Origin of the sequence: Streptomyces sp. NPDC047061, from assembly GCF_040643955.1 — a bacterium.
In the GTDB taxonomy this organism is placed as follows: Bacteria; Actinomycetota; Actinomycetes; order Streptomycetales; family Streptomycetaceae; genus Streptomyces.
Window position 1 is genome coordinate 103,387 of sequence record NZ_JBEYVI010000031.1, and the last position, 20,158, is coordinate 123,544.

General features: G+C 72.0%; 21 protein-coding genes. 6 read left to right on the forward strand and 15 right to left on the reverse strand.

Annotated elements, in window-relative coordinates; all coding sequences use genetic code 11:
- Positions 1-3: 3 nt before the first annotated feature.
- On the forward strand, positions 4-1,014 hold the full coding sequence (locus ABZ887_RS35045; RefSeq protein WP_361298558.1) for a M56 family metallopeptidase: 1,011 nt from the start codon (positions 4-6) through the stop codon (positions 1,012-1,014).
- Between the two features lie 139 nt (positions 1,015-1,153).
- Entirely contained in the window at positions 1,154-2,080 is a 927-nt protein-coding gene (locus tag ABZ887_RS35050; RefSeq protein WP_361298561.1) for an alpha/beta hydrolase fold domain-containing protein, read from the forward strand.
- Between the two features lie 21 nt (positions 2,081-2,101).
- On the opposite strand, the gene ABZ887_RS35055 is transcribed toward ABZ887_RS35050, so the two are convergent.
- The 6 genes from ABZ887_RS35055 to ABZ887_RS35080 form a co-directional block, all read right to left on the reverse strand.
- Positions 2,102-3,334, reverse strand: coding sequence for a hypothetical protein (locus tag ABZ887_RS35055; RefSeq protein ID WP_361298564.1), 1,233 nt, complete (start codon positions 3,332-3,334; stop codon positions 2,102-2,104).
- Positions 3,335-3,409: 75 nt separating this feature from the next.
- A complete protein-coding gene (locus ABZ887_RS35060; protein ID WP_361298567.1) occupies positions 3,410-4,471 on the reverse strand; it encodes an Ldh family oxidoreductase in 1,062 nt (353 codons plus the stop codon).
- 20 nt (positions 4,472-4,491) lie between these two features.
- Complete coding sequence (locus tag ABZ887_RS35065; RefSeq protein ID WP_361298570.1) at positions 4,492-6,192, reverse strand: thiamine pyrophosphate-dependent enzyme; 1,701 nt, start codon at positions 6,190-6,192, stop codon at positions 4,492-4,494.
- A 13-nt stretch (positions 6,193-6,205) separates the two neighbouring features.
- A complete protein-coding gene (locus tag ABZ887_RS35070; protein WP_361298573.1) occupies positions 6,206-7,066 on the reverse strand; it encodes an amidohydrolase family protein in 861 nt (286 codons plus the stop codon).
- Positions 7,067-7,206: 140 nt separating this feature from the next.
- Positions 7,207-8,406 (reverse strand): L-2-hydroxyglutarate oxidase, encoded by a 1,200-nt coding sequence (gene lhgO / locus ABZ887_RS35075; protein ID WP_361298576.1) that lies wholly within the window; start codon positions 8,404-8,406, stop codon positions 7,207-7,209.
- Positions 8,399-9,859, reverse strand: a complete 1,461-nt coding sequence (locus tag ABZ887_RS35080; RefSeq protein ID WP_361298579.1) for an aldehyde dehydrogenase family protein — start codon at positions 9,857-9,859, stop codon at positions 8,399-8,401. The genes lhgO and ABZ887_RS35080 overlap by 8 nt, the downstream gene beginning before the upstream one ends.
- Before the next feature lie 189 nt (positions 9,860-10,048).
- On the opposite strand from ABZ887_RS35080, the gene ABZ887_RS35085 reads away from it, so the two are divergent.
- Positions 10,049-10,336, forward strand: coding sequence for a putative quinol monooxygenase (locus ABZ887_RS35085; RefSeq protein WP_361298582.1), 288 nt, complete (start codon positions 10,049-10,051; stop codon positions 10,334-10,336).
- A 142-nt stretch (positions 10,337-10,478) separates the two neighbouring features.
- On the opposite strand, the gene ABZ887_RS35090 is transcribed toward ABZ887_RS35085, so the two are convergent.
- From ABZ887_RS35090 to ABZ887_RS35130, 9 genes are all read right to left on the reverse strand, one after another.
- Positions 10,479-11,483, reverse strand: a complete 1,005-nt coding sequence (locus ABZ887_RS35090) for a methionine synthase II (cobalamin-independent)-like protein (protein WP_361298585.1) — start codon at positions 11,481-11,483, stop codon at positions 10,479-10,481.
- 4 nt (positions 11,484-11,487) lie between these two features.
- Positions 11,488-11,952 carry a heme-binding protein gene (locus ABZ887_RS35095; protein WP_361298588.1) on the reverse strand — a complete coding sequence of 155 codons (465 nt, stop codon included), beginning with the start codon at positions 11,950-11,952 and terminating at the stop codon, positions 11,488-11,490.
- Complete coding sequence (locus tag ABZ887_RS35100) at positions 11,949-12,734, reverse strand: alpha/beta hydrolase (RefSeq protein ID WP_361298591.1); 786 nt, start codon at positions 12,732-12,734, stop codon at positions 11,949-11,951. The genes ABZ887_RS35095 and ABZ887_RS35100 overlap by 4 nt, the downstream gene beginning before the upstream one ends.
- Before the next feature lie 25 nt (positions 12,735-12,759).
- On the reverse strand, positions 12,760-13,131 hold the full coding sequence (locus ABZ887_RS35105; protein ID WP_361298594.1) for a VOC family protein: 372 nt from the start codon (positions 13,129-13,131) through the stop codon (positions 12,760-12,762).
- Positions 13,128-13,898, reverse strand: coding sequence for a fumarylacetoacetate hydrolase family protein (locus ABZ887_RS35110; RefSeq protein WP_361298597.1), 771 nt, complete (start codon positions 13,896-13,898; stop codon positions 13,128-13,130). Before ABZ887_RS35110 ends, ABZ887_RS35105 begins: the two co-directional genes overlap by 4 nt.
- Positions 13,895-15,343 (reverse strand): NAD-dependent succinate-semialdehyde dehydrogenase, encoded by a 1,449-nt coding sequence (locus tag ABZ887_RS35115; protein ID WP_361298600.1) that lies wholly within the window; start codon positions 15,341-15,343, stop codon positions 13,895-13,897. The genes ABZ887_RS35110 and ABZ887_RS35115 overlap by 4 nt, the downstream gene beginning before the upstream one ends.
- A 32-nt stretch (positions 15,344-15,375) precedes the next feature.
- Positions 15,376-16,296 carry a VOC family protein gene (locus tag ABZ887_RS35120; protein WP_361298603.1) on the reverse strand — a complete coding sequence of 307 codons (921 nt, stop codon included), beginning with the start codon at positions 16,294-16,296 and terminating at the stop codon, positions 15,376-15,378.
- Between the two features lie 103 nt (positions 16,297-16,399).
- Positions 16,400-17,311: a LysR family transcriptional regulator gene (locus ABZ887_RS35125; protein ID WP_361298606.1), complete on the reverse strand. Its 912-nt coding sequence runs from the start codon at positions 17,309-17,311 to the stop codon at positions 16,400-16,402.
- A 111-nt stretch (positions 17,312-17,422) separates the two neighbouring features.
- Entirely contained in the window at positions 17,423-17,986 is a 564-nt protein-coding gene (locus tag ABZ887_RS35130) for a carboxymuconolactone decarboxylase family protein (protein ID WP_361298687.1), read from the reverse strand.
- Positions 17,987-18,202: 216 nt separating this feature from the next.
- On the opposite strand from ABZ887_RS35130, the gene ABZ887_RS35135 reads away from it, so the two are divergent.
- From ABZ887_RS35135 to ABZ887_RS35145, 3 genes are all read left to right on the forward strand, one after another.
- Positions 18,203-18,607 carry a cupin domain-containing protein gene (locus ABZ887_RS35135; protein WP_361298609.1) on the forward strand — a complete coding sequence of 135 codons (405 nt, stop codon included), beginning with the start codon at positions 18,203-18,205 and terminating at the stop codon, positions 18,605-18,607.
- Between the two features lie 130 nt (positions 18,608-18,737).
- Positions 18,738-19,160: an SH3 domain-containing protein gene (locus ABZ887_RS35140; RefSeq protein ID WP_361298612.1), complete on the forward strand. Its 423-nt coding sequence runs from the start codon at positions 18,738-18,740 to the stop codon at positions 19,158-19,160.
- A gap of 194 nt (positions 19,161-19,354) precedes the next feature.
- On the forward strand, positions 19,355-20,119 hold the full coding sequence (locus ABZ887_RS35145; protein ID WP_361298615.1) for a DUF2690 domain-containing protein: 765 nt from the start codon (positions 19,355-19,357) through the stop codon (positions 20,117-20,119).
- The last annotated feature ends 39 nt before the right edge of the window (positions 20,120-20,158 follow it).

The window sequence follows — 20,158 nt, forward strand, 5'->3', positions numbered from 1 at the left end:
CCGATGACCGTCAGCGTCTACGTCCCCTTCCTGGTCACCGTGGTCCTCGCGGTGGTCGCACCCCGGCTCGCCCGGCGGTTCGCGCCGCGCCCGGCGGCGTGGGCGCTGGCCGGCGGCGCGCTGGTGACGGCGCTCGGCTGGCTGGGCTCGCTGGCGCTGCTGGCGTTCACCGGGCTGGCGCAGATCCCCGAGGTCGCGGAGGAGGGCCGCTGGTCGGTGACGGCGCTGCGCGCGGACGACCCCGTGTACCTCACCGTGTCCGCGCTCGCGACGGTCACCCTGCTCGCCTCCCTCACCGGCCTCGCGGTCGCCGCCGTACGGCAGATACGGCATCTGCTCTGGGCGCGCCGGGAGTGCGCACGGCTGCCCGGGGACCTGGAGCTGGCCGTGCTCGACGACGCGTCACCGCACGCCTTCGCACTCCCGGGGGCGCCGGGCCGGATCGTCGTCTCGCACGGGATGCTGCGCTGCCTGGGCGACGCCGAGCGGGAGGCGCTGCTCGCGCACGAGCGGGCCCATCTGCGCGGCCGCCACCATCTCTTCCAGACCGCCTGGCGGCTCACCGCCGCCGCCTGCCCGCTGCTGCGGCCGCTCGCGGAGACCGGCGGTTTCGTGCTGGAGCGCTGGGCCGACGAGGAGGCCGCCACCCGCCTCGGGGACCGCACGGTCGTGGCCCGCGCGGTGGGCCGGGCGGCCCTCGCCTCGGCCAAGGCCCCGACCCGCGCCTCGCTGGCGGCGACCGGGGGCGCGGTGCCGCAGCGGGTCCGGGCACTGCTCGCCCCGCCGCCACCGCGCCGCGCGCTGCCGCTGGTCGCGGGCGCCGCGCTGCTGGCGATGTCCTGCGCGAGCCTGGCCGAGGCCGCCTCCGACAGCGAGCACATGATCGAGGGCGCCCAGTTCGCCGCGTGCGTGACCTCCCTCAGGGACACGGGGCTGCAGGTACCGCCGCCCGAACACGGCCCCTGCGGCCACCCGCCCCACGACCACGACGGCCCGGACCGGCACGACCGCTGATCGCTGATCGCCGCGGGGCTTGACACCACGCTCGCAACGGGGGTTATCGTCACCCGGCGATCGCCAGGATTCCTGATGGTCGATCCGTCGCCCGCCGGGTGCCGCCCCCGTGGTGCCGGCCCCTCCCGATCGGAGCCCCATGTCCCTCCTGGCCCGCCCCTCGGCCGCCGCGCTCGCCGCGAAGACCCTGCAGCGCCTGACCGGGTTCGCCGGCCGACGCCCGAGCGGCCCGGGCTCCGACGCCGCCTCGCACGCCCGGTTCCCCGAACTCCCGCGCACGGTGCGCGCGTTGACCATCCCGACGGCCGTCGCCCCGGCCCGCGCCACGGTGTACCTGCCGCCGGTCACGGACCCCGCTCCCCCGGTGCACGTCAACTTCCACGGCGGCGGCTACGTCATGTCGCTCACCGAACTCGACGACCCGCTCTGCCGGTTCCTGGCCGCCGAGGCCGGGGTGGCCGTCGTCAACGTCGACTACGTCGTCGCCCCGCAGCACCCCTTCCCGGCTCCGCCGCGCCAGGCCTACGAGGTGGTCCGCTGGGTCGCCGAGCACGCGGCCGAACAGGGCTGGGACGGCGCCCGGCTGACCGTCGGCGGGCAGAGCGCGGGCGGCGGGCTCGCGGCGGCGGTGGCCCGGCAGGCGCTGGCCGAGGGCGGCCCCGCGATCGCCCTCCAGGTCCTCCACTATCCCCCGCTCGACCTGGTGACGGACGCCGCCGACAAACACGCTGCCATCGCCAGGCCGATGCTGCGCCCCTGGATGGCCGACGTGTTCAACTCGGCGTACGTCCCGGAGCCGAAGCGGCGTGCCGACCCGCTGGTCTCCCCCGCCCACCCGTCCGACACGGCCGATCTGACGGGGATCGCCCCGGCGCTGGTGATCACGGCCGAGTACGACCTGTTGAGGGCGGAGGGTGAGCGGTACGCCGCGCGGCTGGAGGCGGTGGCGGCGCTGGCGGAGTACCACGAGGTGGCGGGGGTGGACCACGGGTACGACGGCAAGGACGACGGCAAGGCGCGGGAGGCGTATGCGCTCATCGCGCGCCATGTGCGGACGGTCCGGTAGGGCCCCGGCCACCTCCCGGCCTCAGTCCTGCCGGGCGAACCAGTCCAGCACCTGCGGGATCGCGCGGATGACCGAGCCGACGTGGTCGGTGTCGCCGACGTCGACCAGCGGCACGTCCGCCCCGTGAGCGCGCAGCTGCCGCCGGCAGTGCAGGGCGTTGGCGAACACCGCGTCCCGGTCCCCCTCCGCCGCGTACAGGCGGACCGGGACGTCCGGGTGCCACTGGCAGGTCGTGTCGTTGTCGCGCAGCGCGGCCAGCAGCGCGCCGGTGGGGTGCAGCAGCCGCCGGACATACTGCGGAGTCAGCAACTCGGCCGGACTGTCCGGCAGTTCCGCGGCGATGCTCTCCTCGGTGTGCTCGCCGTCGTACAGCCCCTCGACGAAGGTGTCGTACGGCGCCCGGAAGACCTCCGACGGCGAGTCGTAAAGGTGGTGCAGCCGGTTCATCGACACCGTCCAGTAGCCCATGTAGAAGGCGGCCTCGGCCGGATCCATGCCGCCGGTCAGGAACATCGCGGGGATCTCCGCGCGCCGTACGTCGTACGGGCCGCTGACGGGGGCCAGTGCCGCGGGTTTCCAGTACGGGTCGGCGCCGTTCTGGAGGGCTCTGCCGGTGGCCATCGCCGCCGTGCCGCCCTGGGAGAAGCCGGTCAGGAGCACGCCGGGGTCGAGGCGGCGGCCGTGCCGGGAGGCCAGCGTGCGGCTCGCGCGCAGCATGTCGATCCAGGCGGTCGCCTCGGTGGCCGTGTCCATGTACGGATGGGTCCCGGGCCCGGTGCCCAGGCCCAGGTAGTCGGGTGCCACTGCGGCGTAGCCGGCGGAGGCGAAGTACTCGACGGCCTCCCGGTCGCCGTTGCCCGCCACCATCGACGCGACACCGCCGCGGTAGGCCTGGGTGCCGTGGCCGTAGGAGATGACCCGCAGTTCGGGCAGGCCGCCGTCGGGCAGTTCCACCAGCCCGCTGGCGGTGGTCGGCCGGCCGGCGGCGTCCACGGTGCGGTAGGTGATGCGGTAGCCGGTCACCCCGTGGCGGACGGGGGCGGTGTCGAACGGGATCGATGCGACGGCCGCGACGACCTCGGAGCGGGAGAGGTGCCCCACCGGGGTGACGGACAGCAGTTCTCCGCGCGCCGAAGCGCCGGTCGCCGATGCGGCCGCGGCCGACGGGGCGGTGACGACGGCGCCGAGGAACGCGGCACAGGCGACAGCCGCCAGTCCGATGCGTAAGGCTCTTCCGGGTGTGTGGGTGGTCATGCCTTCAGAGTCGGGGCGCGACGGCGGGCCGACCATCCGGCAGCCCACCGTGTCCGGGGTGGCGCAGACCCGCCCCTAACCCGCGAGCCCCGGCACCTCCACCCCCAGCTTCCCGGCGCGCTCGGTCAGTTCGCGCCACACCTTCGGAGCGACCGGGATGCCCTTCGCCCCCCGCTCCTCGGCCACCGCCGCGCTGCGCTCGCCCGGGTAGAACACACCGGACGCGCCGTCCGCCGCCGGCAGGCCCTTCAGGGTGCTCAGCGTGTCGTCCACCGCTCCGACGAAGGCCTCCGGGTCGCCGAAGGCCGCCGGGTCCACGGCGATGAGGAGCGCGTTCTGGCGGTGCTTGCGGCCCGCCGGGTCGTCCGAGTGGAAGGACGCGAAGATCGGCGCGCCGACGAGGACGCTGGTGAGGAGCTCGAAGGCGAGGGACATGCCGGAGCCCTTCGCGCCGCCCAGGGGCAGCGGCATGACCGCCAGCTCCGGGTCGGTCGTCGGCGTGCCGTCCTCCGTCGCGGCCGCGCCCTCCGGCAACGGCGTGCCGCTCGCCTTGGCCTGGCGGATCTTGCCGAGGGCGATGGTGGCGGTGGCCATGTCGAGGAGCAGCGGGGCGTGTTCGCGGGCCGGTACGGCGATGGCGAGGGGGCTGGTGGCGACGGCCGCGCCCTTGACGCCGGTGTAGCCCATGTTGGGCATGCCGGCCACGAACCCGAGCCCGACCAGGCCCTGTTCGGCGATCCGGGACACGTAGTAGCCGATGGCGCCGGTGTGCACGGTGCGGCGGACGCCGACCGAGGCGATGCCGGTCTCCCGGGCCCGCCGTACCGCTTCGTCAGCGGCGGCGGTCAGGGCGACCGGGCCGGGGGCGCGGTCGGCGTCGAGGACGGCGGCGGCCGGGGCCGTCGACTCGACCGTCAGCTCAGGGTGCGCGTTGGCGACGCCCTTGGCGAGCAGGTCCAGGTAGGCGGGGACGCGGGCGGTGCCGTGCGAGTCGACGCCGCGCTGCGCGGCCCAGACGAAGACGTCTGCGGTGGTCCGGGCGTGCTCGGCGCTCAGGCCGCCCTTCTCCAGGAGGGCGGCGGAGAAGGCGCGCAGGTCGTCGGCGGGCACCAGGATCTTGGCGGGGGTGTTGGACATGGTTGCGGTGTGTCTCCTGGCTAGCGGGTGACTAGGACGTCCACGACGGCGGTCGTGCCCTCGGCCACGGCCTTGAGGGCGCGTTCCAGCGCCGGCGCGAGCGCCTCCGAGGTGTCGACGGTCTCGGTGTGCATGCCGAACGGCTCGGCGAACGCGGCGAGCCGGGGCAGCCGGTGCAGATCGGTGCCGAGCCACTCGCCGGTCTCGGCGGCCGCGCCGTCCGGGTAGAAGCGGCGGTGGTTGAGGTTCATCGACTTGTAGACGCGGTTGTTGAACACGACGATCAGCAGCGGCAGTTCGTACGCGTTCGACGCGTCGTACGAGGGGATCACCGGGTTGTAGGTGAAGGCGCCGTCGCCGATGGTGAGGACCACCGGCCGTTCCTTCGCGGCGAGTTTGACACCGAGGGCGACCGCGATGCCCTGGCCGAGTCCGCCCTGGACGTAGAAGTAGGAGTCCGGGTCCGCGGTCTGGACATGTCGCTTGACGACCCGGCTGTGGGTGATGGTCTCGTCGACGACGATCGCGTCCTGCCCGTGCAGCAGCGTACGCAGGGTGGCGGCGACCAGCACCGGGTCGACGCCCCTGGCCTCGGCCGCCTTCGCCTCGGCCGCCGCGATCGCGGACCGCTCGGCGGCGTGCCGTTCCTCCTGCGCCGCCCGGCGCACCCCGACCGCGCGCTCGTCGAGGTCCTTGGCCCGCTTGGCCAGCTGGCGCAGCGTGTTGGCGACGTTGCCTTCCAGGTAGGTGTCGGCGAAGAGCACCTGGTAGACGACGTGCGGGCGTTGCGGGACCTCGTCGATGACGACGATCTTCGCCTTGGCGGGTCGGCGGGAGGGCGGGTAGAAGGGCGCCCGGCAGTTGACGAGGAGGATCAGGTCCGCCTCGTCCATCCAGGGGCCGATGTCACTGCCCGCGTGCAGCGGGTGGGTGCGCGGGAAGTTGCCGCACACCGCCGAGTCCGGCTCCACGACCGGGATGTTCCAGGCCTCGGCGAAGGCGACCAGCGCCTCGAAGCCGCCGGCCTCGCGCCCCGCCGTCTCGGTGACGATCACGGGGTTGGCCGCCTCCCGGATGAGCTGCGCGACCGGGTCGACCTCCTCCGGCGAGCTGTGCGTCGAGCCCGGCGGGACGACGGGCCTGGCCTCGCGGCCGTCCCACTCCTCCAGGAGGATCTCCAGGGGAATGTTCAGGTAGGCCGGTCCGGCCGGGGCGCGCCAGGCCAGCTCCGCCGCCCGGGTGATCATGACCGGGAGGGTGTGCACGCTGGCGGCCTCGGTGGACCACTTGGTGAACGGCTGGGCGATGCCGTGCGGGCCACCCACGATCGACAGGTTGCGGTACCACTGGCCGCCCGGGTCGTGCCCGGGGGCGTCGCCGTACGTCGTCGACTCCGAGGAGGCGACCACCATCGGGACGCCGGCCAGCAGCGCGCCGTGCACGGCCATCGAGCCCTGGAGCAGGCCGGGCGCCGCGTGCAGCAGCACGCCCTGCGGGCGGCGCTCGATCAGCCCGTACCCGGTCGCCATGCCGACGGCGACCGTCTCGTGGGTCAGGTCGAGGTAGCGCGGGGCGGGCTCGCCGTCGCGGTGGCGGCGGGCCAGTGCCTCCCACACCGGGGCCCATTCGGACCCCGAGGAGCAGAAGACGTAGTCGGCGCCCGCCGCGTTGAAGGCGGAGACGACGGCGTCCCCGCCGTCGATCCGTGGGTTGTTGGTCATCGCCGGTGTTTCCTCAGCCCTCGATCGGCCAGTTCAGGACCTCGGAGATACCGCGGCCCATGATCCATTCAAGCTCCTCGGCCGTGAAGTCCCAGTGCTTGGTGAACTGCTCGATCGTGTCGGTGTAGGTGATGCCGTGGCCGAGCAGCCGGGTGATGTCGGTGCCGTAGAAGCAGCGCTGCGGGCCCATCTTGTCGACCATCTCGCGCACGTACTTCTGGATGTTGTTGTTCGGGAAGGGCTGGGTGGAGTAACCCGGCAGCGCCGACACCTTGACGTAGATGTTGGGGTGGACGTGCAGGTCGGCGGTCTCCGAGACCCAGTAGCCGATCGCGTCGTCGACACAGCGGGCCATGATGCCCATGTGGTCGATGATGATCTTCAGCTCGGGGTGCTTGGCGGCGATCTCGCCCAGCTCGCGCTTCCAGATCGGCGCGTGGACCATGGTCGGGATGCGCAGATCCTCGGCGATCGGCCAGTACCAGTCGTTGGTGCCGTCGATCATCCAGTTGCGGTCCTGCGGCCGGTGGAAGGTCAGCCGGGTGCCCTTCACGTGCGGGTTCTGCGCGAAGTCCCTGAGCATGGCCTTGCCCTCTTCGGGCTTGTTCTGCGGGATGCGGGCCATGATGCCGAACCGGTCCGGGTGGGCCTCGCAGGCCTCCAGGGCGTAGTCGATGCGATCGCCCTCCCAGGACGGCGGCAGGATCAGCGCCCGGTTCACGCCGGCCTCGTCCATCAGCTCCAGGGCCTCCTCGTAGGAGAAGGGGTCCTCGCGGTGGCCGTTGAGCCGGATCCGCTCCCGGGCGCCGGGCACCCAGGGGCGGTCCGGGGTCTCTTCCTTCCAGATGTGGATCTGCGTGTCGACGACGAACATGTCCGAACTCTTTCTCTCGGAGGGGGTGGTGGGGCGGTGTGGAAGGAACGCTAGGCGGCCGGTGCGCTCTTGCGGAGATCCCGGAGCGCAAGCTGTTGTTGCGCGGAAGTGCGCAGTTCGCGGGGCATGCGGCCGCCGTGTCAGGCGTCGTCGAAGACGGCCGCGGTGATGTGTTCGGCGATCGCCATGGAGGCCGTCGCGGCCGGCGAGGGGGCGTTGCGTACGGCCGTGATCCGGCCGACCCGGTGGATGCGGAAGTCGTCGACGAGCGTGCCGTCGCGGTCCAGCGCCTGGGCCCGTACGCCCGCGCCGCCGCGCACCACGTCACGGACGCCGACGCCCGGGACGTACAGCCCCGCGTCCTTCATGAAGGCGGCGGCGGAGAAGGAGCCGCGGTACTCCTTGATGCCGGTACGCCAGTGCTGGGCGGCCATCCGCCAGGCGCCCGGGTAGGAGGCGAGGGCCAGCAGGTCCCGGGGCGACACCCTGCTGCGCCGGTAGCCCTCCTTGGCGAGGGCGAGGACGGCGTTGGGGCCGACCTCCACCGAGCCGTCGACACGCGGGGTGAAGTGCACGCCGAGGAAGGGGTAGCGCGGGTCGGGCACCGGGTAGACGAGGCCGCGCACCAGATGGGTCCGGTCCGGCTTGAGCAGCATGTACTCGCCGCGGAAGGGGATGATCCGGGGCTCCCGCCCGTCCTGCGCCAGCCTGGCGACGGAGTCGGACTGGAGGCCGGCGCAGAGGATCAGCCGGTCCACGCGGACCAGGTCCTGGCCGGAGGCGACCTCGATGCCGCCGGGCACGGTGGTGATCGAGGTGACCGGGAAGCCGAGGCGCACCTCGCCGCCCGAGTCGACGACGTCCTTGGCGAACGCGCGGGCGACCGCCGGGTAGTCGGTGATCGCGGTGCGCGGGGAGTACAGGGCGGCGACACCGCCGACGTGCGGCTCCAGCTCCTTGATCTGCTCGCGCGAGATCTTCCGGAGTTCCGGCACGTGGTTGTTCTTCGCCCGCTCGTACAGGTTCTGCATCCGGCCCAGCTCGTCCTCGCGGACCGCCACGACCAGTTTGCCGATCTCGTCGAAGGGCAACTGCCGGTCCTGGCAGTACTCGCGCAGCAGGGACACGCCCCGCACGCACAGGTCGGCCTTGAGGCTGCCGGGCGTGTAGTAGATGCCCGCGTGCACCACACCGGAGTTGTGGCCGGTCTGATGCCGGGAGACCTCCGGCTCCTTCTCCAGGACCACGACCCGGGTGCCGGGGCGGCGCAGCGCGATCTCGCGGGCCGTGGCCAGGCCCACGATGCCGGCGCCGACGACACCGACCGTCTCGTCAGCCATGGGCCCGCCCCGGGGCACCGAAGTGGACGGCCACCGTCTTGACGCGCGTGGAGAACCTCAGGACCTCCTCGCCCTGCTCCTTGTAGCCCGTGCCGGAGTCGTGGAAGCCGCCGAACGGCAGGTGGACGTCCCAGCCGGTGGTCGTCGTGTTCACCGCGACCTGTCCGCACTCGGCCTCGTCGGCGAACCGGTACGCCGAGGCGAGGTCGCGGGTGAACACGGCGGCGGCGAGCCCGAAGCCGGAGTCGTTGACCGCGTCGACGGCCGCGTCGAAGTCGTCGACCGCGCGGACGGCGAGGACGGGACCGAAGACCTCCTCCCGCCAGACGGCCATCTGCGGGGTGATGCCCGCGAGGACGGTGGGTTCCACGTAGCAGCCGTGCGGACGCCCGGCGTCCGCCCCGCCTCCGGTGAGCACGGTCGCGCCCTGCTCCACGGCCCTGCCCAGGTCGGCGAGGACGCTGTCGCGCTGCTTCGGGCTCGACAGCGGGCACAGGGTGGTCGCCGGATCCGTGCCCGGGCCGACGGCCAGCGCCCGCACCTCCGCGACCAGCAGCGGGACGAACTCGTCGTACACCGGCTGCTCGACGATCACCCGGCTGGTCGCCGTGCAGCGCTGCCCGGCCTGGCCGAAGGAGGCGGCCACGACGGCCTTCGCCGCGGCCGGCAGATCGGCGTCGCGCAGCACCACCGACGCGTTCTTGCCGCCGAGTTCGCCCTGGAAGCGGACGTTGCGGTCGGCGAGGCGGCGCCGGATGCGGTTGCCCACGGCGTTGGAGCCGGTGAAGGTGACGCCGACGATCCGGGGGTCGTCGAGGAGGGCCTCCTCGATCTCGGCGGTCCGGCCGGTGACGACGTTGAGGACACCGGCGGGCAGGCCCGCGTCGTACAGGGCCCGGGCGAAGTGCAGCCCCGCCAGGGGGGTCTCGGTGGCCGGCTTGAACACGGCCGCGTTGCCGGTGGCGAGCAGCGGGGCGAGCTTGCGGGCCGGGGTGATCAGCGGGTCGTTCCAGGGGCTGATCACCAGGACCACGCCGATCGGCTCGCGCTGGGTGTGCGTACGGTGGTCCGGGCGCACGTCGTGCAGGAGGGTGCCGTAGCCCTGGCGGGCGAGGCCGGCGTAGTACTCCAGGAAGTCGGCGGCCTTCAGGGTCTCGCCGGTCGCCTCGGCCAGGGTCTTGCCGTTCTCGGCGGTGACGTCGGCGGCGATCTCCCCGGCCCGCTCCCGGATCAGCCGGGCCGCCTCGGTGAAGATGCGGGCCCGTTCGAAGGGGCTGGTGCGCCGCCAGACGGCGAAACCGCGCTCGGCGTGGTCGTAGGCCCGGGTGACGTCCTTGGCGGACAGGGCCGGAACGCGCGCGAGGGGGGTGCGGACGTCGGCCGGGTCGTGGACGTCGATCCATTCGCCGGTCCTCACCCACTCCCCGCCGGAGAGGGTTTCCAGAGTGCGCATGGAGATCACTTCCTTTGTCGTCCGCGGTGCCGGCCGTGCGGGCCGTCTGCGACGACACACCATGTGGGAGGGGGTTCACCAGCCCCGTGGGGGCAGGCATTGATTGCGCTGTGCGCGAGCCGACGGGGGCATGATCCGTGCTGGAATCGGGCGGGCCGGACAAGCCCCGAGGAGACGAGGAGAAAGCGGATGGCGTACACAGTCGTCGCCCACTATCGCTGCGCACCCGCCGACGCGGACGCGGTGCGTGCCGCGCTGCTGAAGGCGCGGGAGGCCACGCGGACGGAGCCCGCGAACCTGATGTACGAGGTGCACGTGGTGGAGGGCGAGCCGGGTGGGTTCCTGTTGTACGAGCGGTACGTCGACCGAGAGGGGTTCGAGGCGCACAAGGCGGCCGAGCACTTCAAGGAGGTCGTCGTGGGGGTGGTGTGGCCGTTGCTCGTGGAGCGCACGGTGACTTTTGCGGAGGTTGTCTAGCGTCCACCGGGCCAAGGTTGCGTTTCCGGGCACGGGTTGTGTGTGGTTGCTCGCGCAGTTCCCCGCGCCCCTAAAAGCACAAGCAGGGGCGCGGGGAACTGCGCGACCGGCCACGACGGCGCCGCGGACGTCTGACCAGCGGTCAGAACTCGTTGCCCCAGCAGTACCGGGCGATGGTCTCGACCAGCACCAGCTTGCGGCGTTGGTCCTCCGCGGTCAGCAGGGGCCGCGACGCCACGTCCGCGAAGCCCCGGGACGGGGACACCGCGCCGTCCTCCAGGTCCTTGAACTCACCGACCGCGTCGACACGGGACATCACCGTGTCGATGTCCTCCAGCTCGGGCACCGTCGCGTCGACCACGCCCAGGCAGAAGTCGCGGTCGTCCGGGAGTGCCCTGACGAGGTCCAGTTCGGCCTGTGTGCCCTCGGCGAAGGGGAGGATCCAGCGGTCGGCGGCGATGCCCGCGTACAGTTGCTCGGCGCGCGCCCGGTCCACCTCGGCCGGGGCCGACCAGCCGGGGGCGATGCCGATGCGGACGCTCTCCGGGCGCTCGTCCAGCCGTACTGCGAGGGAATCGACAGCCAGCGCGTCCGTGAAGGGCAGGGCGCCGGGGTCGGCCGGGTCGGTGCTCAACTGGGCGAGCAGGAGCGGGTTGTCGAGCTGGATGAGGCGGACGCCCTTCGAGACCAGCAGTTCGATCTCGGCGCGGACGATCTCCGCGAGGGCCTCGCCCAGCTCCCGGGCCGAGGAGATGCCGAGGCCCGGCTGGAAGGTGGTGGCCGCAAGGTACGCCGGGGAGGGCAGCGTGGCCTTCGGGGCGATCACCGTCAGTTCGGCAAGCCTGGCGGACCGGTCGGCGAGCAGCGGGCCGTTGGCCTTGGGGAGGGACTCGGCTATCCAGCGGACCAGCCCGTCCGGGTCCGCCTCGTCGGTACGGCGGAAGCCGGACACGCCGTCGAGGACCGCGCTGCGGAAGTCCTCGCGGGGGAAGTCGCCGTCGGTGACGACGGTGGAGCGCAGCTTGCGCTGGTAGGCGACGGCCTCCTGGACCGCCGCGTCGACGGCCTCCGGGTCGGCGATGGACAGGCCGGCCGGGCGGACCAGGCTGCCGTGGTGGTCGATGCGGTAGTTGAACGTGTCCGCCATGGTGTCAGTCCTTTCCGCCGGAGCCGGCGACGCCCCACGCGGCGAACTCCAGTTCGTAGCCGAGGGCCTTCAGGACGTCCTCGGCGATCCTCTGGTCCTCGTCCGCGGTGCCGCCGGCGATGCCGAGCCCGCCGATGATCTCGCCGTCCTTCTTGATGGTGAGGCTGCCCTCGGTGGCCATGATCGGCAGGGCGGCGCCGGGGAGCTGGGAGAGCTGGGAGAAGAAGACCGGCTGGGACTCCTGCCACTTCTTCAGCATGGTGCCGGGGCGCTGCATGATCGCCGCGGTGTAGGCCTTGGCGCGGGCGATGTCGGGGGTGAGCGGTCGGGCGCCGTCGAGGCGGCGGATGGCGATCGGGAAGCCGCCGGCGTCCACGACGGCGACGCTCACCGCCTTGCCGATCTCCTGGGCACGCTGGTGGGCGGCGCCGATGATCTCCTCGGCGGCGGCCAGGGTGAGGCTGGTCATGCTGCTTCCTTCGGTGCGGTGAGGGTGCGGCGGAGCCGGGCGACGGCCGCGTTGTACGGCTGGGGTGTCTCCCAGTACATGGAGTGCGGGGCGTCCGGGACGATCTCCAGGTGCGAGCCGGGCAGCAGTTCGTGGGCGCGGGTGACCGTCTTGACGCTGAGAACGGCGTCCTTCTCCCCGGCGAGGAAGGCGACCCGCACGCCGGAGGCCCGGATCTCGTCCAGGGTCGGGCCGTCGGTGTCGAGGTTGCGCAGGTCCTGCATCCTGGCCACGTTGAACGTGCCCATCTGCTGGAAGAGGAAGGTGAGATCGGCCCGCTCCTGCTGGAACGGCCTGGTCAGCAGCCGGTCGATGACGGGCAGCTTGACGGCCTCCGCGCGGTCGGCGGCGGCGAGTTCCTTCAGTTCGGGGTGGCTGATGCCGCCGAGGGAGTGGCCGAGGACGACCGAGGAGACCCGCTCGGGGCGCAGCAGCGCGGCACGCAGGGCGGCGACGGAGCCGATGGACTGGCCGACCAGCATGGCGTCGGTGATGTCCTCCTGGTCGAGGACGGAGACCACGTCACCGGGGAAGTCCTGGCCGTCGAACTCGGCCATCGACGAGTCGGACTTGCCGAAGCCGCGCAGGTCCACGGTGACGACCGTGAACTCCTCGCGCAGTGCGGCCACTTGCTGCCACCAGGCCGCGTGGTGGCCGCCGCTGCCGTGCACGAACAGGATCGCCGGGCCGCTGCCGTGGCGCTCGTAGTAGATGGAGGTGCCGTCGGAGTCGGCGAGGGGCATGGGGTGAACTCCCGTACTGATGCGCTTAGTTGGGGCGGCGGCTGTGGTAGACGAGCTCGATCATGGTGTGGTCGGGGTCGTGGATGTAGCAGAACTTGGACTGGTTCTCGGGGCGTTCGATCGGCCGGGTGTGCCGGATGCCCAGGTCCTTGAGGTGGGCGAGGAAGTCGTCCCAGTCGTCGACCTCGACGGCGAAGTGGTAGGGCGCCATGCGCTCCATCTCCTCGACAGGGGTGAAGTGCAGGTCGAAGGTGCCCCGGGTCATGAGGACGACCCGCGTGTTGGACTTGGGCATGATGCGCTTCATCCCGAAGACCTTGGTGTACCAGGCCGCGGTGCGGTCGGGGTCGGTGGTGGGGAAGTTGACGTGGTGGATGTAGCGGGGTTCCGCGGTCATGAGTGGTTGCCTTCCAGGTGTACGGGGTTGGACAGCGCGCCGATACCGCTGATCGCGACCTCGACGGTGTCGCCGGGCTCGATCTGGCAGGTGGACTCGGCGCCCATCCACAGCACGTCGCCGGGGTGCAGGGTGATGTGCCGGGTGATCTCCACGATGAAGTCGAAGGGGTCGAAGACCATGTCCCCGGTCGGGAACGTGGCGCGCACCTCGTCGTTGACGCTCAGGGTGGTCGTCTGGGCGAGGGCGTCGACCTCGGTCTCGATCCACGGCCCCATCGGCTTGAACGTGTCGCTGTTCTTGCTGCGCCAGAACGTGCGGTCCTGGTGCTGCCAGGTACGGGCGCTGACGTCGTTGCCGATGGTCCAGCCGAACACCCCCTTGCGGGCCTCGTCGCGGCCGGCGTACCGGAGCGTGCGGCCGATGACCGCGACCAGTTCCGGCTCGGCCTCGAAGCGTCCGGTCACCTCGGCCGGTCTGACGATCGGGGAACGGTGGCCGGTGAGCGCGTTGTTGGCCCGGTAGCCGACCTCGGGACGCTCGGGGGTCGCGGCTTTGGCGTGTGCGATGTGCCGCGGGTAGTTGTAGCCGACGGCGTAGAACACGCCCGGGACGACGGGCGGCAGCCAGACGGCCCCGGTGACGGGGATCGTGCCGAGGACGTCGGGCTCGCCCTCCAGCGGTGACCCGGCGAGCAGTTCGACACGGGTCTCCCGCACCCGGCCCCAGACCGCCCGGCCCTCCACCGAGACTCGCGCGTACCTCATGGCGTCAGCAGGTGGGAGACGCGCTTGGTGACGAGGTAGGCGTCCAGCGCCTCCGGCCCGCCCTCCCGGCCGTACCCGCTGTCCTTGACCCCGCCGGAGGGCGCCTCGTGGACCGAGCCGCCGCAGTGGTTGAGGGAGAGGATGCCGGCCTCCAGTCCGTCCGAGAGCTTCTCGGCGGTGGCGGCCGACCTGGTGAAGCCGTAGGCGGCCAGGCCGTAGGGCAGCGAGTTGGCGGTGGCGAGGGCGTCGTCGAGGTCGCTGAAGGGCACGATGGGCGCGAGCGGTCCGAACGGCTCCTCGGACATCAGGTCCGCGTCCGCCGGTACGCCGGTGAGCACGGTCGGTGCGAAGAAGTACCCGGGGCGGTCGAGCCGTTCGCCGCCGGTGCGGACGGTGGCTCCCCTGCGTACCGCGTCCGCCGTCAGCCGCTCCGTCGACCGAAGCCGGCGTTCGTTCGCGAGGGGGCCCATGGTGGTGCCCTGCTCCAGTCCGTCGCCGACGACGACCGACTCGGCGGCCTTCACGAACTCGGCGGTGAAGTCCTCGACCAGCGACTCGTGGACGAGGAAGCGGCTGGGCGAGGTGCACACCTGGCCGGCGTTGAAGAACTTGGCCTGGGCGGCGCGGCGGGCGGCCTGTCCGGGGTCGGCGTCGGCGCAGACGATGACCGGGGCGTGGCCGCCGAGTTCCATCAGGGACGGCTTCATGACCTTGCCGGTCTCGGCGGCGAGGAGCTTGCCGACGGGCACCGAGCCGGTGAAGGCGATCATCCGGGTGACCGGGGAGGCGATGAGGTGGGCGGAGACCTCGGCGGGCTCGCCGAAGACGAGGTTGAGCACACCGGCGGGCAGGCCCGCGTCCGCGTAGCACGCCACCAGGGCGGCGGCCGTCGCCGGGGTCTCCTCGGAGGCCTTGATGATGATCGAGCAGCCGGCCGAGAGGGCCGAGGAGATCTTGCGGTTGGGGCCGCCGACCGGGAAGTTCCAGGGCACGAAGGCGGCGACGGGGCCGATCGGTTCGCGGCGGACGGTGAGGACCGTGCCGGGCGCGGACGGGATGATACGGCCGTACGCGCGGCGGGCGTCCTCGACGTGCCAGCGCAGCGTGTCGGCGGTCCGCTTGGCCTCGCCCGTCGACTCGGCGAGGGTCTTGCCCTGCTCCAGGGTCATCACGCGGCCGATGGCGGCGGCGCGTTCGGCGATCAGGTCGGCTGCGCGGTCCAGGATCGCGGAGCGCTTGGCGACGGAGGTCGCCCGCCACACCCTGAACCCGTGCTCGGCGGCTTCGAGTGCGCGGTCGAGGTCGGCGGGGGTGGCGAGGGGGACCTCGCCGATCGTCTCCTCGGTGGCGGGGTTGACGACGGGAGCGGTCTGTCCGGTGCCGCCCTGGCACCACTCGCCCCCTATGTACATGCGGACGGCGGGATAGCCGTGGTCGGTGGTCATGCAGGGGTGCCCTCTCAGGTTCAGGACCAGGGTCAGGACGCGGTGGGGGCTTCCTGGTCGCGGTTGGTGCGCAGGGCCCAGATGTGGTGCGGCGGGGTCGTCTCGTGGACCCGGGTGCCGTACTTCTCGTCGGCCCGGTCCATGTCGGCCGCGTACTCGACGCGGCCGCCGCACGGGGCGTGCAGGAAGCGGAAGACGTTGGAGCCGATGGTGTGCCGACCGAGCCTGCGGGCCTCCCGCCAGCCCTGCTCGATCATGTGGTTGCCGCCCTCGATGACGTCGTCGAAGCCGGGCACCTCGTAGGCGATGTGGTTGATCCCCGCCCTGTCGGGGCGGTGGCAGAGCAGCATGGTGTGCTGGTCGTCGTCGCCGGGGGCCTGCATGAAGACGCCCATCGGCTCGACCACGTCGGTCGGGCGGAACCCGAGCCGGTCGACGTAGAAGCCGACGGCCGCCTCGCGGCCCTTCTTCTGGATGTTCAGGGCGACATGGCACATCCGCAGCGGGCGGACCCGGGTGATCGGCTCCAGGGCGGTGTTCCAGCGGGTGACGCTGCCGAGGGTGTTGGCCGGGCGGGGCGTGACCGGGGCCGGTGCGGGGCGGGCCAGGGTCAGCCCGACGCCGAAGCCGGTCTCGTCGACGGTGTGGTGGACGCCGTCGGCGCTCTCCCGGACCTCGCGGTCCCGGCCCGCCGCCGCCACCAGCCGCTCCAGCTCCTCGGGCGTGTCGACGCCCCAGACGACCTCGCGCAGCGTCGGCCCGTCCTCGACGGGGGGCGGCAGCGACGGCGACGGCCGGGTGTCGAGGTGGAGGGTCTGGCGGGTACGGGTCTCGAACACCGCGTGCTCGTCGGTCCGTTCCACCATCGACAGCCCGAAGTCGTCGAAGAACCGGACACATACGTCGAGGTCGTCGATGCCGTAGGTGACCGATTCGATTCTCTGGATTCCCATGGATTCCTCGTTTCCGGGTCGCCTCGCGAGCGTAGATTTCTGCTCGCGAGGGGCTCAATGGCCTGAGCTCTACGGAATGCGCAAGCGTTTCTTGCGGCCCCGGTTACGACCGGATCGCGGGAATCGGGTTCTGTGCGAACCACTCGGCGAGGAAGTCCAGGAAGACGCTGATCTTGCGCGGGGTGTCCTGTCCGGGGCCGTAGATCGCGTACAGCGGGCGGTCGGGTACGGCGAGGTCGGGCAGCAGCACCTGGAGGGCGCCGGAGACGAGGTCGTCGTAGACCGGGCGCTGGGGCAGCAGGGCGATGCCGCGGCCGTGCACCGCCGCCTTCTGCAGGGCGATGTAGGAGTTGGACGAGAACGCGATGTTGCGGATCTTGTGCAGGGTGCTGGCGTGCCCGTGGCCGATCCGCCAGACCGGGTCGTTGAGGTGCACCAGGCAGTCGTGGGCGGCGAGGTCGTTCGGGTGGGTGAGCGTCCCGCACCGTTCGATGTACTCCGCGGAGGCGCACAGCACGAACGGCAGTGAGGAGATCTTCTTCAGCCGGACGCTGGAGTCCCTCAGGTCCCGGGTGTGGAAGGCGACGTCGAATCCGCTGTCCAGGAAGTCGTACGTGCGGTCCGACATCCCGCCGAGTTCGAACCTGACCTGGATCTTCGGATGCGTCGCCGAGAAAGCGGCGATGGCGTCCCCGAGGTCGAGGCTGCCTATCCACTTCGGGCAGATGACGCTGAGGGTGCCCTCGGGCCGGTCGTGGAGCTGGGCGATTCCGGCGTCCTCGGCCTCGATCTCGTCGAGAATGCGGGCGGCGAACTCGGCGTACCGCTGGCCTGGCTCGGTGAGGCTCACGGAACGGGCGGTGCGGTTGACCAGGCGTACGCCGATCTGCCGCTCCAGCTCCGCCACGTGCCGGGACACCAGGGAGCCGGACGAACCCAGTTTCTTGGCGGCCCCGCTGAAACTGCCGACCTGGGCGACGGTCACGAAGCTGTGCATGAGGAGCAAGCGATCCATTTTTCCTCCGAACGCGCGTGCGGCTCGCCCGCGCTGGTCACCCACACAAATCGAATGTCGGCAATCCTGTCAACGCCTCCCGGCTTAAAAGATCGGTCGCGTTTCTCATGGTCAGGCCCCGGATCGGGCTTCCTCCGGGGCGATCCGGCCATAGCCGCGGATGTCCGGGAACGGCGGCTCCCTGTCGGCCTGGAGGTCCACCTGGAAGGTGTTGAGGCACATGCCGAGCATGGTGAAGTTGCCGAGCGCGCCGATCGTGTCGACCAGTCCCTTGGGGCCGAAATGGGCCAGGGCGCGGGCGAAGGTCTCGTCGGTGACGAAGTGCTCCTCCAGGACCTCCCGGCAGAACTGGTAGAACGCCTGGTCGGCCTCGTCCTCGAAGGCCGCCTCGCGCTTCTCGGCGACGGCCTGCACGGCCGCCTCCGGGATGCCGGCCTCGATCGCCTGGTGGACGTGGGCGTTCCAGGAGTACTGGGCGTCCCAGTTGCGGGCGGCCATCAGCAGGGTCAGTTCGCGCAGGTGCTTGGGGAGGCTGCAGTCGAAGCGGGCGAAGGCGCCGAGGGACTCCGCGCGTTCGCACATCTCCGGGCTGTGCAGCCAGACCCGGAACGGGCCGCGCACGGCGCCGCGGCGGCCCGCGATCCGGGCGGCCAGCTCCTGCTGGCGCGGGTCCATGTCGTCTTCACTCAGAACGGGGAGCCTCATGGGGCCGGTACCTGCCTTCTCTCTCCGGCGGCCGTGGATTGCGAGGTGACGCTACAGCCGCGTCGCGGACGCTCACACCTCCCGGAGCGCAAGGTAAAACTGCACGCCAGGGGGCACCCGTTCGCGCGTGCGCGGCCTACCGTCGGTCGGCGAGTCAGGTACGTCGTACTGGAGAGGAACCCCCGGATGACCACGATCATCAAGGTCGCGTCCGTGCCCCTGCTGGACCGGGGCGGTGCGGTCGTGACGACACCGTTGATCACCACGCCGTCGGCGGGCGGGGAGAACCTCATCACCAGCGGGATGAGCGTCTACCCGGTGGGCTCCGGGGCGCCGTTGCACTCGCACAACTGCGACGAGCACGTCACCGTCCTGGAGGGCGAGGCGGAGGTGTGGGTGGACGGCGAGGTGACCCGGCTGGAGCGGTTCGACACCACCTACGTCCCGTCCCCCGTCCCCCACCTGTTCCGCAACGTCGGCGACACCCCGCTGCGGATCCTGTGGGTGTACTCGTCGGGACATGTCACGCGCACCTTCACGGCCACCGGAAAGACGGTCGAGCACCTGTCGGCCGAGGACCAGATGGGCTGAGGCCGGTGTGCCCTGGGACGTCCCAGCCGTTCCAGGGCACGCGGGGACGACATGGTGCCGGTCCGGCACGGAAACGCTCCGACTCGTGATCACGCTTCGTGGTCACGAGCACGACAGCACGGAGGTTTCCATGTCCCGTCGGATCCTGAAGAACGGCCTGCTGGCCACGGTCGCGGTGTTCGCGTTCCTGCCCACGGCCGGGGCCGCCACCGCGAGCGCCGCCACCCCGGTCCCCGCGCCCCAGGGAATCGTGCAGTACTACAACTACACCACCCTGCCGGCGCCGGCGGTCCACCGTCTCCACCACCGGCACTACACGTACCGGACCGTCGGCCGGGTGACCACGCACCGTGTCCGGCTCAACGTGCGCTCCGGCCCGAGCACCCGCTACCGCGTGGTGAGCCACCGCCGCACCCACCACCTCGTCCCGCTGACCTGCAAGACGTACGGCGGCTCGGTGCGCGGCAACCACACCTGGTACCGGCTCCCGCACCACAAGGGATACGTCTCCGCCCACTACGTCCGGGTCGGCCACGCCGTCCCGTGGTGCTGACGGGCCCTTACCGCCGCACTCGCTGACCGCAGAGGCCTGTTCGGGAACCCGGCTTCCCGAACAGGCCTTCGGCATGCACCCCTCGATTCACCGTCTTCACACCTGTTCGCCGATTGCGGGCCCCGTCCCGATGGGAAGCCATTCCGACAACAGGGGCGAAACGCCCATAGCGTAATGAAGTCGAGGCACGCACCATGCCGCACTCCGAAGGCGCGAGAACCACCCCACCGGACGAGTCGCCGGCGGCGAGTCTGCGCGAGCTGAAGGAGCGTACGGGACTGAGCCTCGCGGCGCTGGCCGCCCGCACCCCGTACAGCAAGTCCGCCTGGCACCGCTATCTCTCCGGCGACAAACGACCGCCACGCCCGGCGGTGGAGGCCCTGGCCCGGCTCGCGGGCGTCGATCCCGTCGCCGTACTGGCTCTGTGCGAGGCCACCGAGGAGCCGCCGGCCGTGCAACCGGTCCAGGACAGGCCGCCGGCGAGACGGTGGTGGCGGCTGCCACTGACCGCGCTCGCGCTGCTCGCCGTGGCCGGGGTGACCGCGGCGGCCGTGACCGTCACGGACCGGCGCGGTACGCCGGGTGCGCAGCCGGTGTCGGCGGCGCCGCGCTGTCACGGCCGGTCCTGCCAGGGCGAGTTGCCGGACGCGTCGGCGTGCGACCGGGACGCGCGGACCAAGAGCCGTGTCACCGGTGTTGCCTACGACGTCCGGCTGCGCTGGTCCCCCGCCTGCGGCACCGTCTGGTCCGAGGTGCGGCTGCACGCCCCGCACGCCCGGGAGGTCTCGGTCCGCGCCGGGCAGGACGTGCTCTCGGCGAGCTACCCCGCCGAGGACTCGGTCGGCTACACCAGCCCGATGCTCGCGGTGCCGGCCCCCCGGGGCGTGGAGGCGTGTGCGGAGGTCGGGGGACAGCTGGCGTGCACCGGGGTGGAGGCGGAGCCCGCCGGCGAGCAGTAGGAAGGCGCCGCGCCCGTGGAAGGGGCGCGGCGCCGGACC

Coding starts and splice junctions, on each gene's coding strand:
- ABZ887_RS35045 (WP_361298558.1), top strand. CDS start 4: ATGACCGTCAGCGTCTACGTCCCCTTCCTGGTCACCGTGGTCCTCGCG.
- ABZ887_RS35050 (WP_361298561.1), top strand. CDS start 1,154: ATGTCCCTCCTGGCCCGCCCCTCGGCCGCCGCGCTCGCCGCGAAGACC.
- ABZ887_RS35055 (WP_361298564.1), bottom strand. CDS start 3,334: ATGACCACCCACACACCCGGAAGAGCCTTACGCATCGGACTGGCGGCT.
- ABZ887_RS35060 (WP_361298567.1), bottom strand. CDS start 4,471: ATGTCCAACACCCCCGCCAAGATCCTGGTGCCCGCCGACGACCTGCGC.
- ABZ887_RS35065 (WP_361298570.1), bottom strand. CDS start 6,192: ATGACCAACAACCCACGGATCGACGGCGGGGACGCCGTCGTCTCCGCC.
- ABZ887_RS35070 (WP_361298573.1), bottom strand. CDS start 7,066: ATGTTCGTCGTCGACACGCAGATCCACATCTGGAAGGAAGAGACCCCG.
- lhgO (WP_361298576.1), bottom strand. CDS start 8,406: ATGGCTGACGAGACGGTCGGTGTCGTCGGCGCCGGCATCGTGGGCCTG.
- ABZ887_RS35080 (WP_361298579.1), bottom strand. CDS start 9,859: ATGCGCACTCTGGAAACCCTCTCCGGCGGGGAGTGGGTGAGGACCGGC.
- ABZ887_RS35085 (WP_361298582.1), top strand. CDS start 10,049: ATGGCGTACACAGTCGTCGCCCACTATCGCTGCGCACCCGCCGACGCG.
- ABZ887_RS35090 (WP_361298585.1), bottom strand. CDS start 11,483: ATGGCGGACACGTTCAACTACCGCATCGACCACCACGGCAGCCTGGTC.
- ABZ887_RS35095 (WP_361298588.1), bottom strand. CDS start 11,952: ATGACCAGCCTCACCCTGGCCGCCGCCGAGGAGATCATCGGCGCCGCC.
- ABZ887_RS35100 (WP_361298591.1), bottom strand. CDS start 12,734: ATGCCCCTCGCCGACTCCGACGGCACCTCCATCTACTACGAGCGCCAC.
- ABZ887_RS35105 (WP_361298594.1), bottom strand. CDS start 13,131: ATGACCGCGGAACCCCGCTACATCCACCACGTCAACTTCCCCACCACC.
- ABZ887_RS35110 (WP_361298597.1), bottom strand. CDS start 13,898: ATGAGGTACGCGCGAGTCTCGGTGGAGGGCCGGGCGGTCTGGGGCCGG.
- ABZ887_RS35115 (WP_361298600.1), bottom strand. CDS start 15,343: ATGACCACCGACCACGGCTATCCCGCCGTCCGCATGTACATAGGGGGC.
- ABZ887_RS35120 (WP_361298603.1), bottom strand. CDS start 16,296: ATGGGAATCCAGAGAATCGAATCGGTCACCTACGGCATCGACGACCTC.
- ABZ887_RS35125 (WP_361298606.1), bottom strand. CDS start 17,311: ATGGATCGCTTGCTCCTCATGCACAGCTTCGTGACCGTCGCCCAGGTC.
- ABZ887_RS35130 (WP_361298687.1), bottom strand. CDS start 17,986: ATGGACCCGCGCCAGCAGGAGCTGGCCGCCCGGATCGCGGGCCGCCGC.
- ABZ887_RS35135 (WP_361298609.1), top strand. CDS start 18,203: ATGACCACGATCATCAAGGTCGCGTCCGTGCCCCTGCTGGACCGGGGC.
- ABZ887_RS35140 (WP_361298612.1), top strand. CDS start 18,738: ATGTCCCGTCGGATCCTGAAGAACGGCCTGCTGGCCACGGTCGCGGTG.
- ABZ887_RS35145 (WP_361298615.1), top strand. CDS start 19,355: ATGCCGCACTCCGAAGGCGCGAGAACCACCCCACCGGACGAGTCGCCG.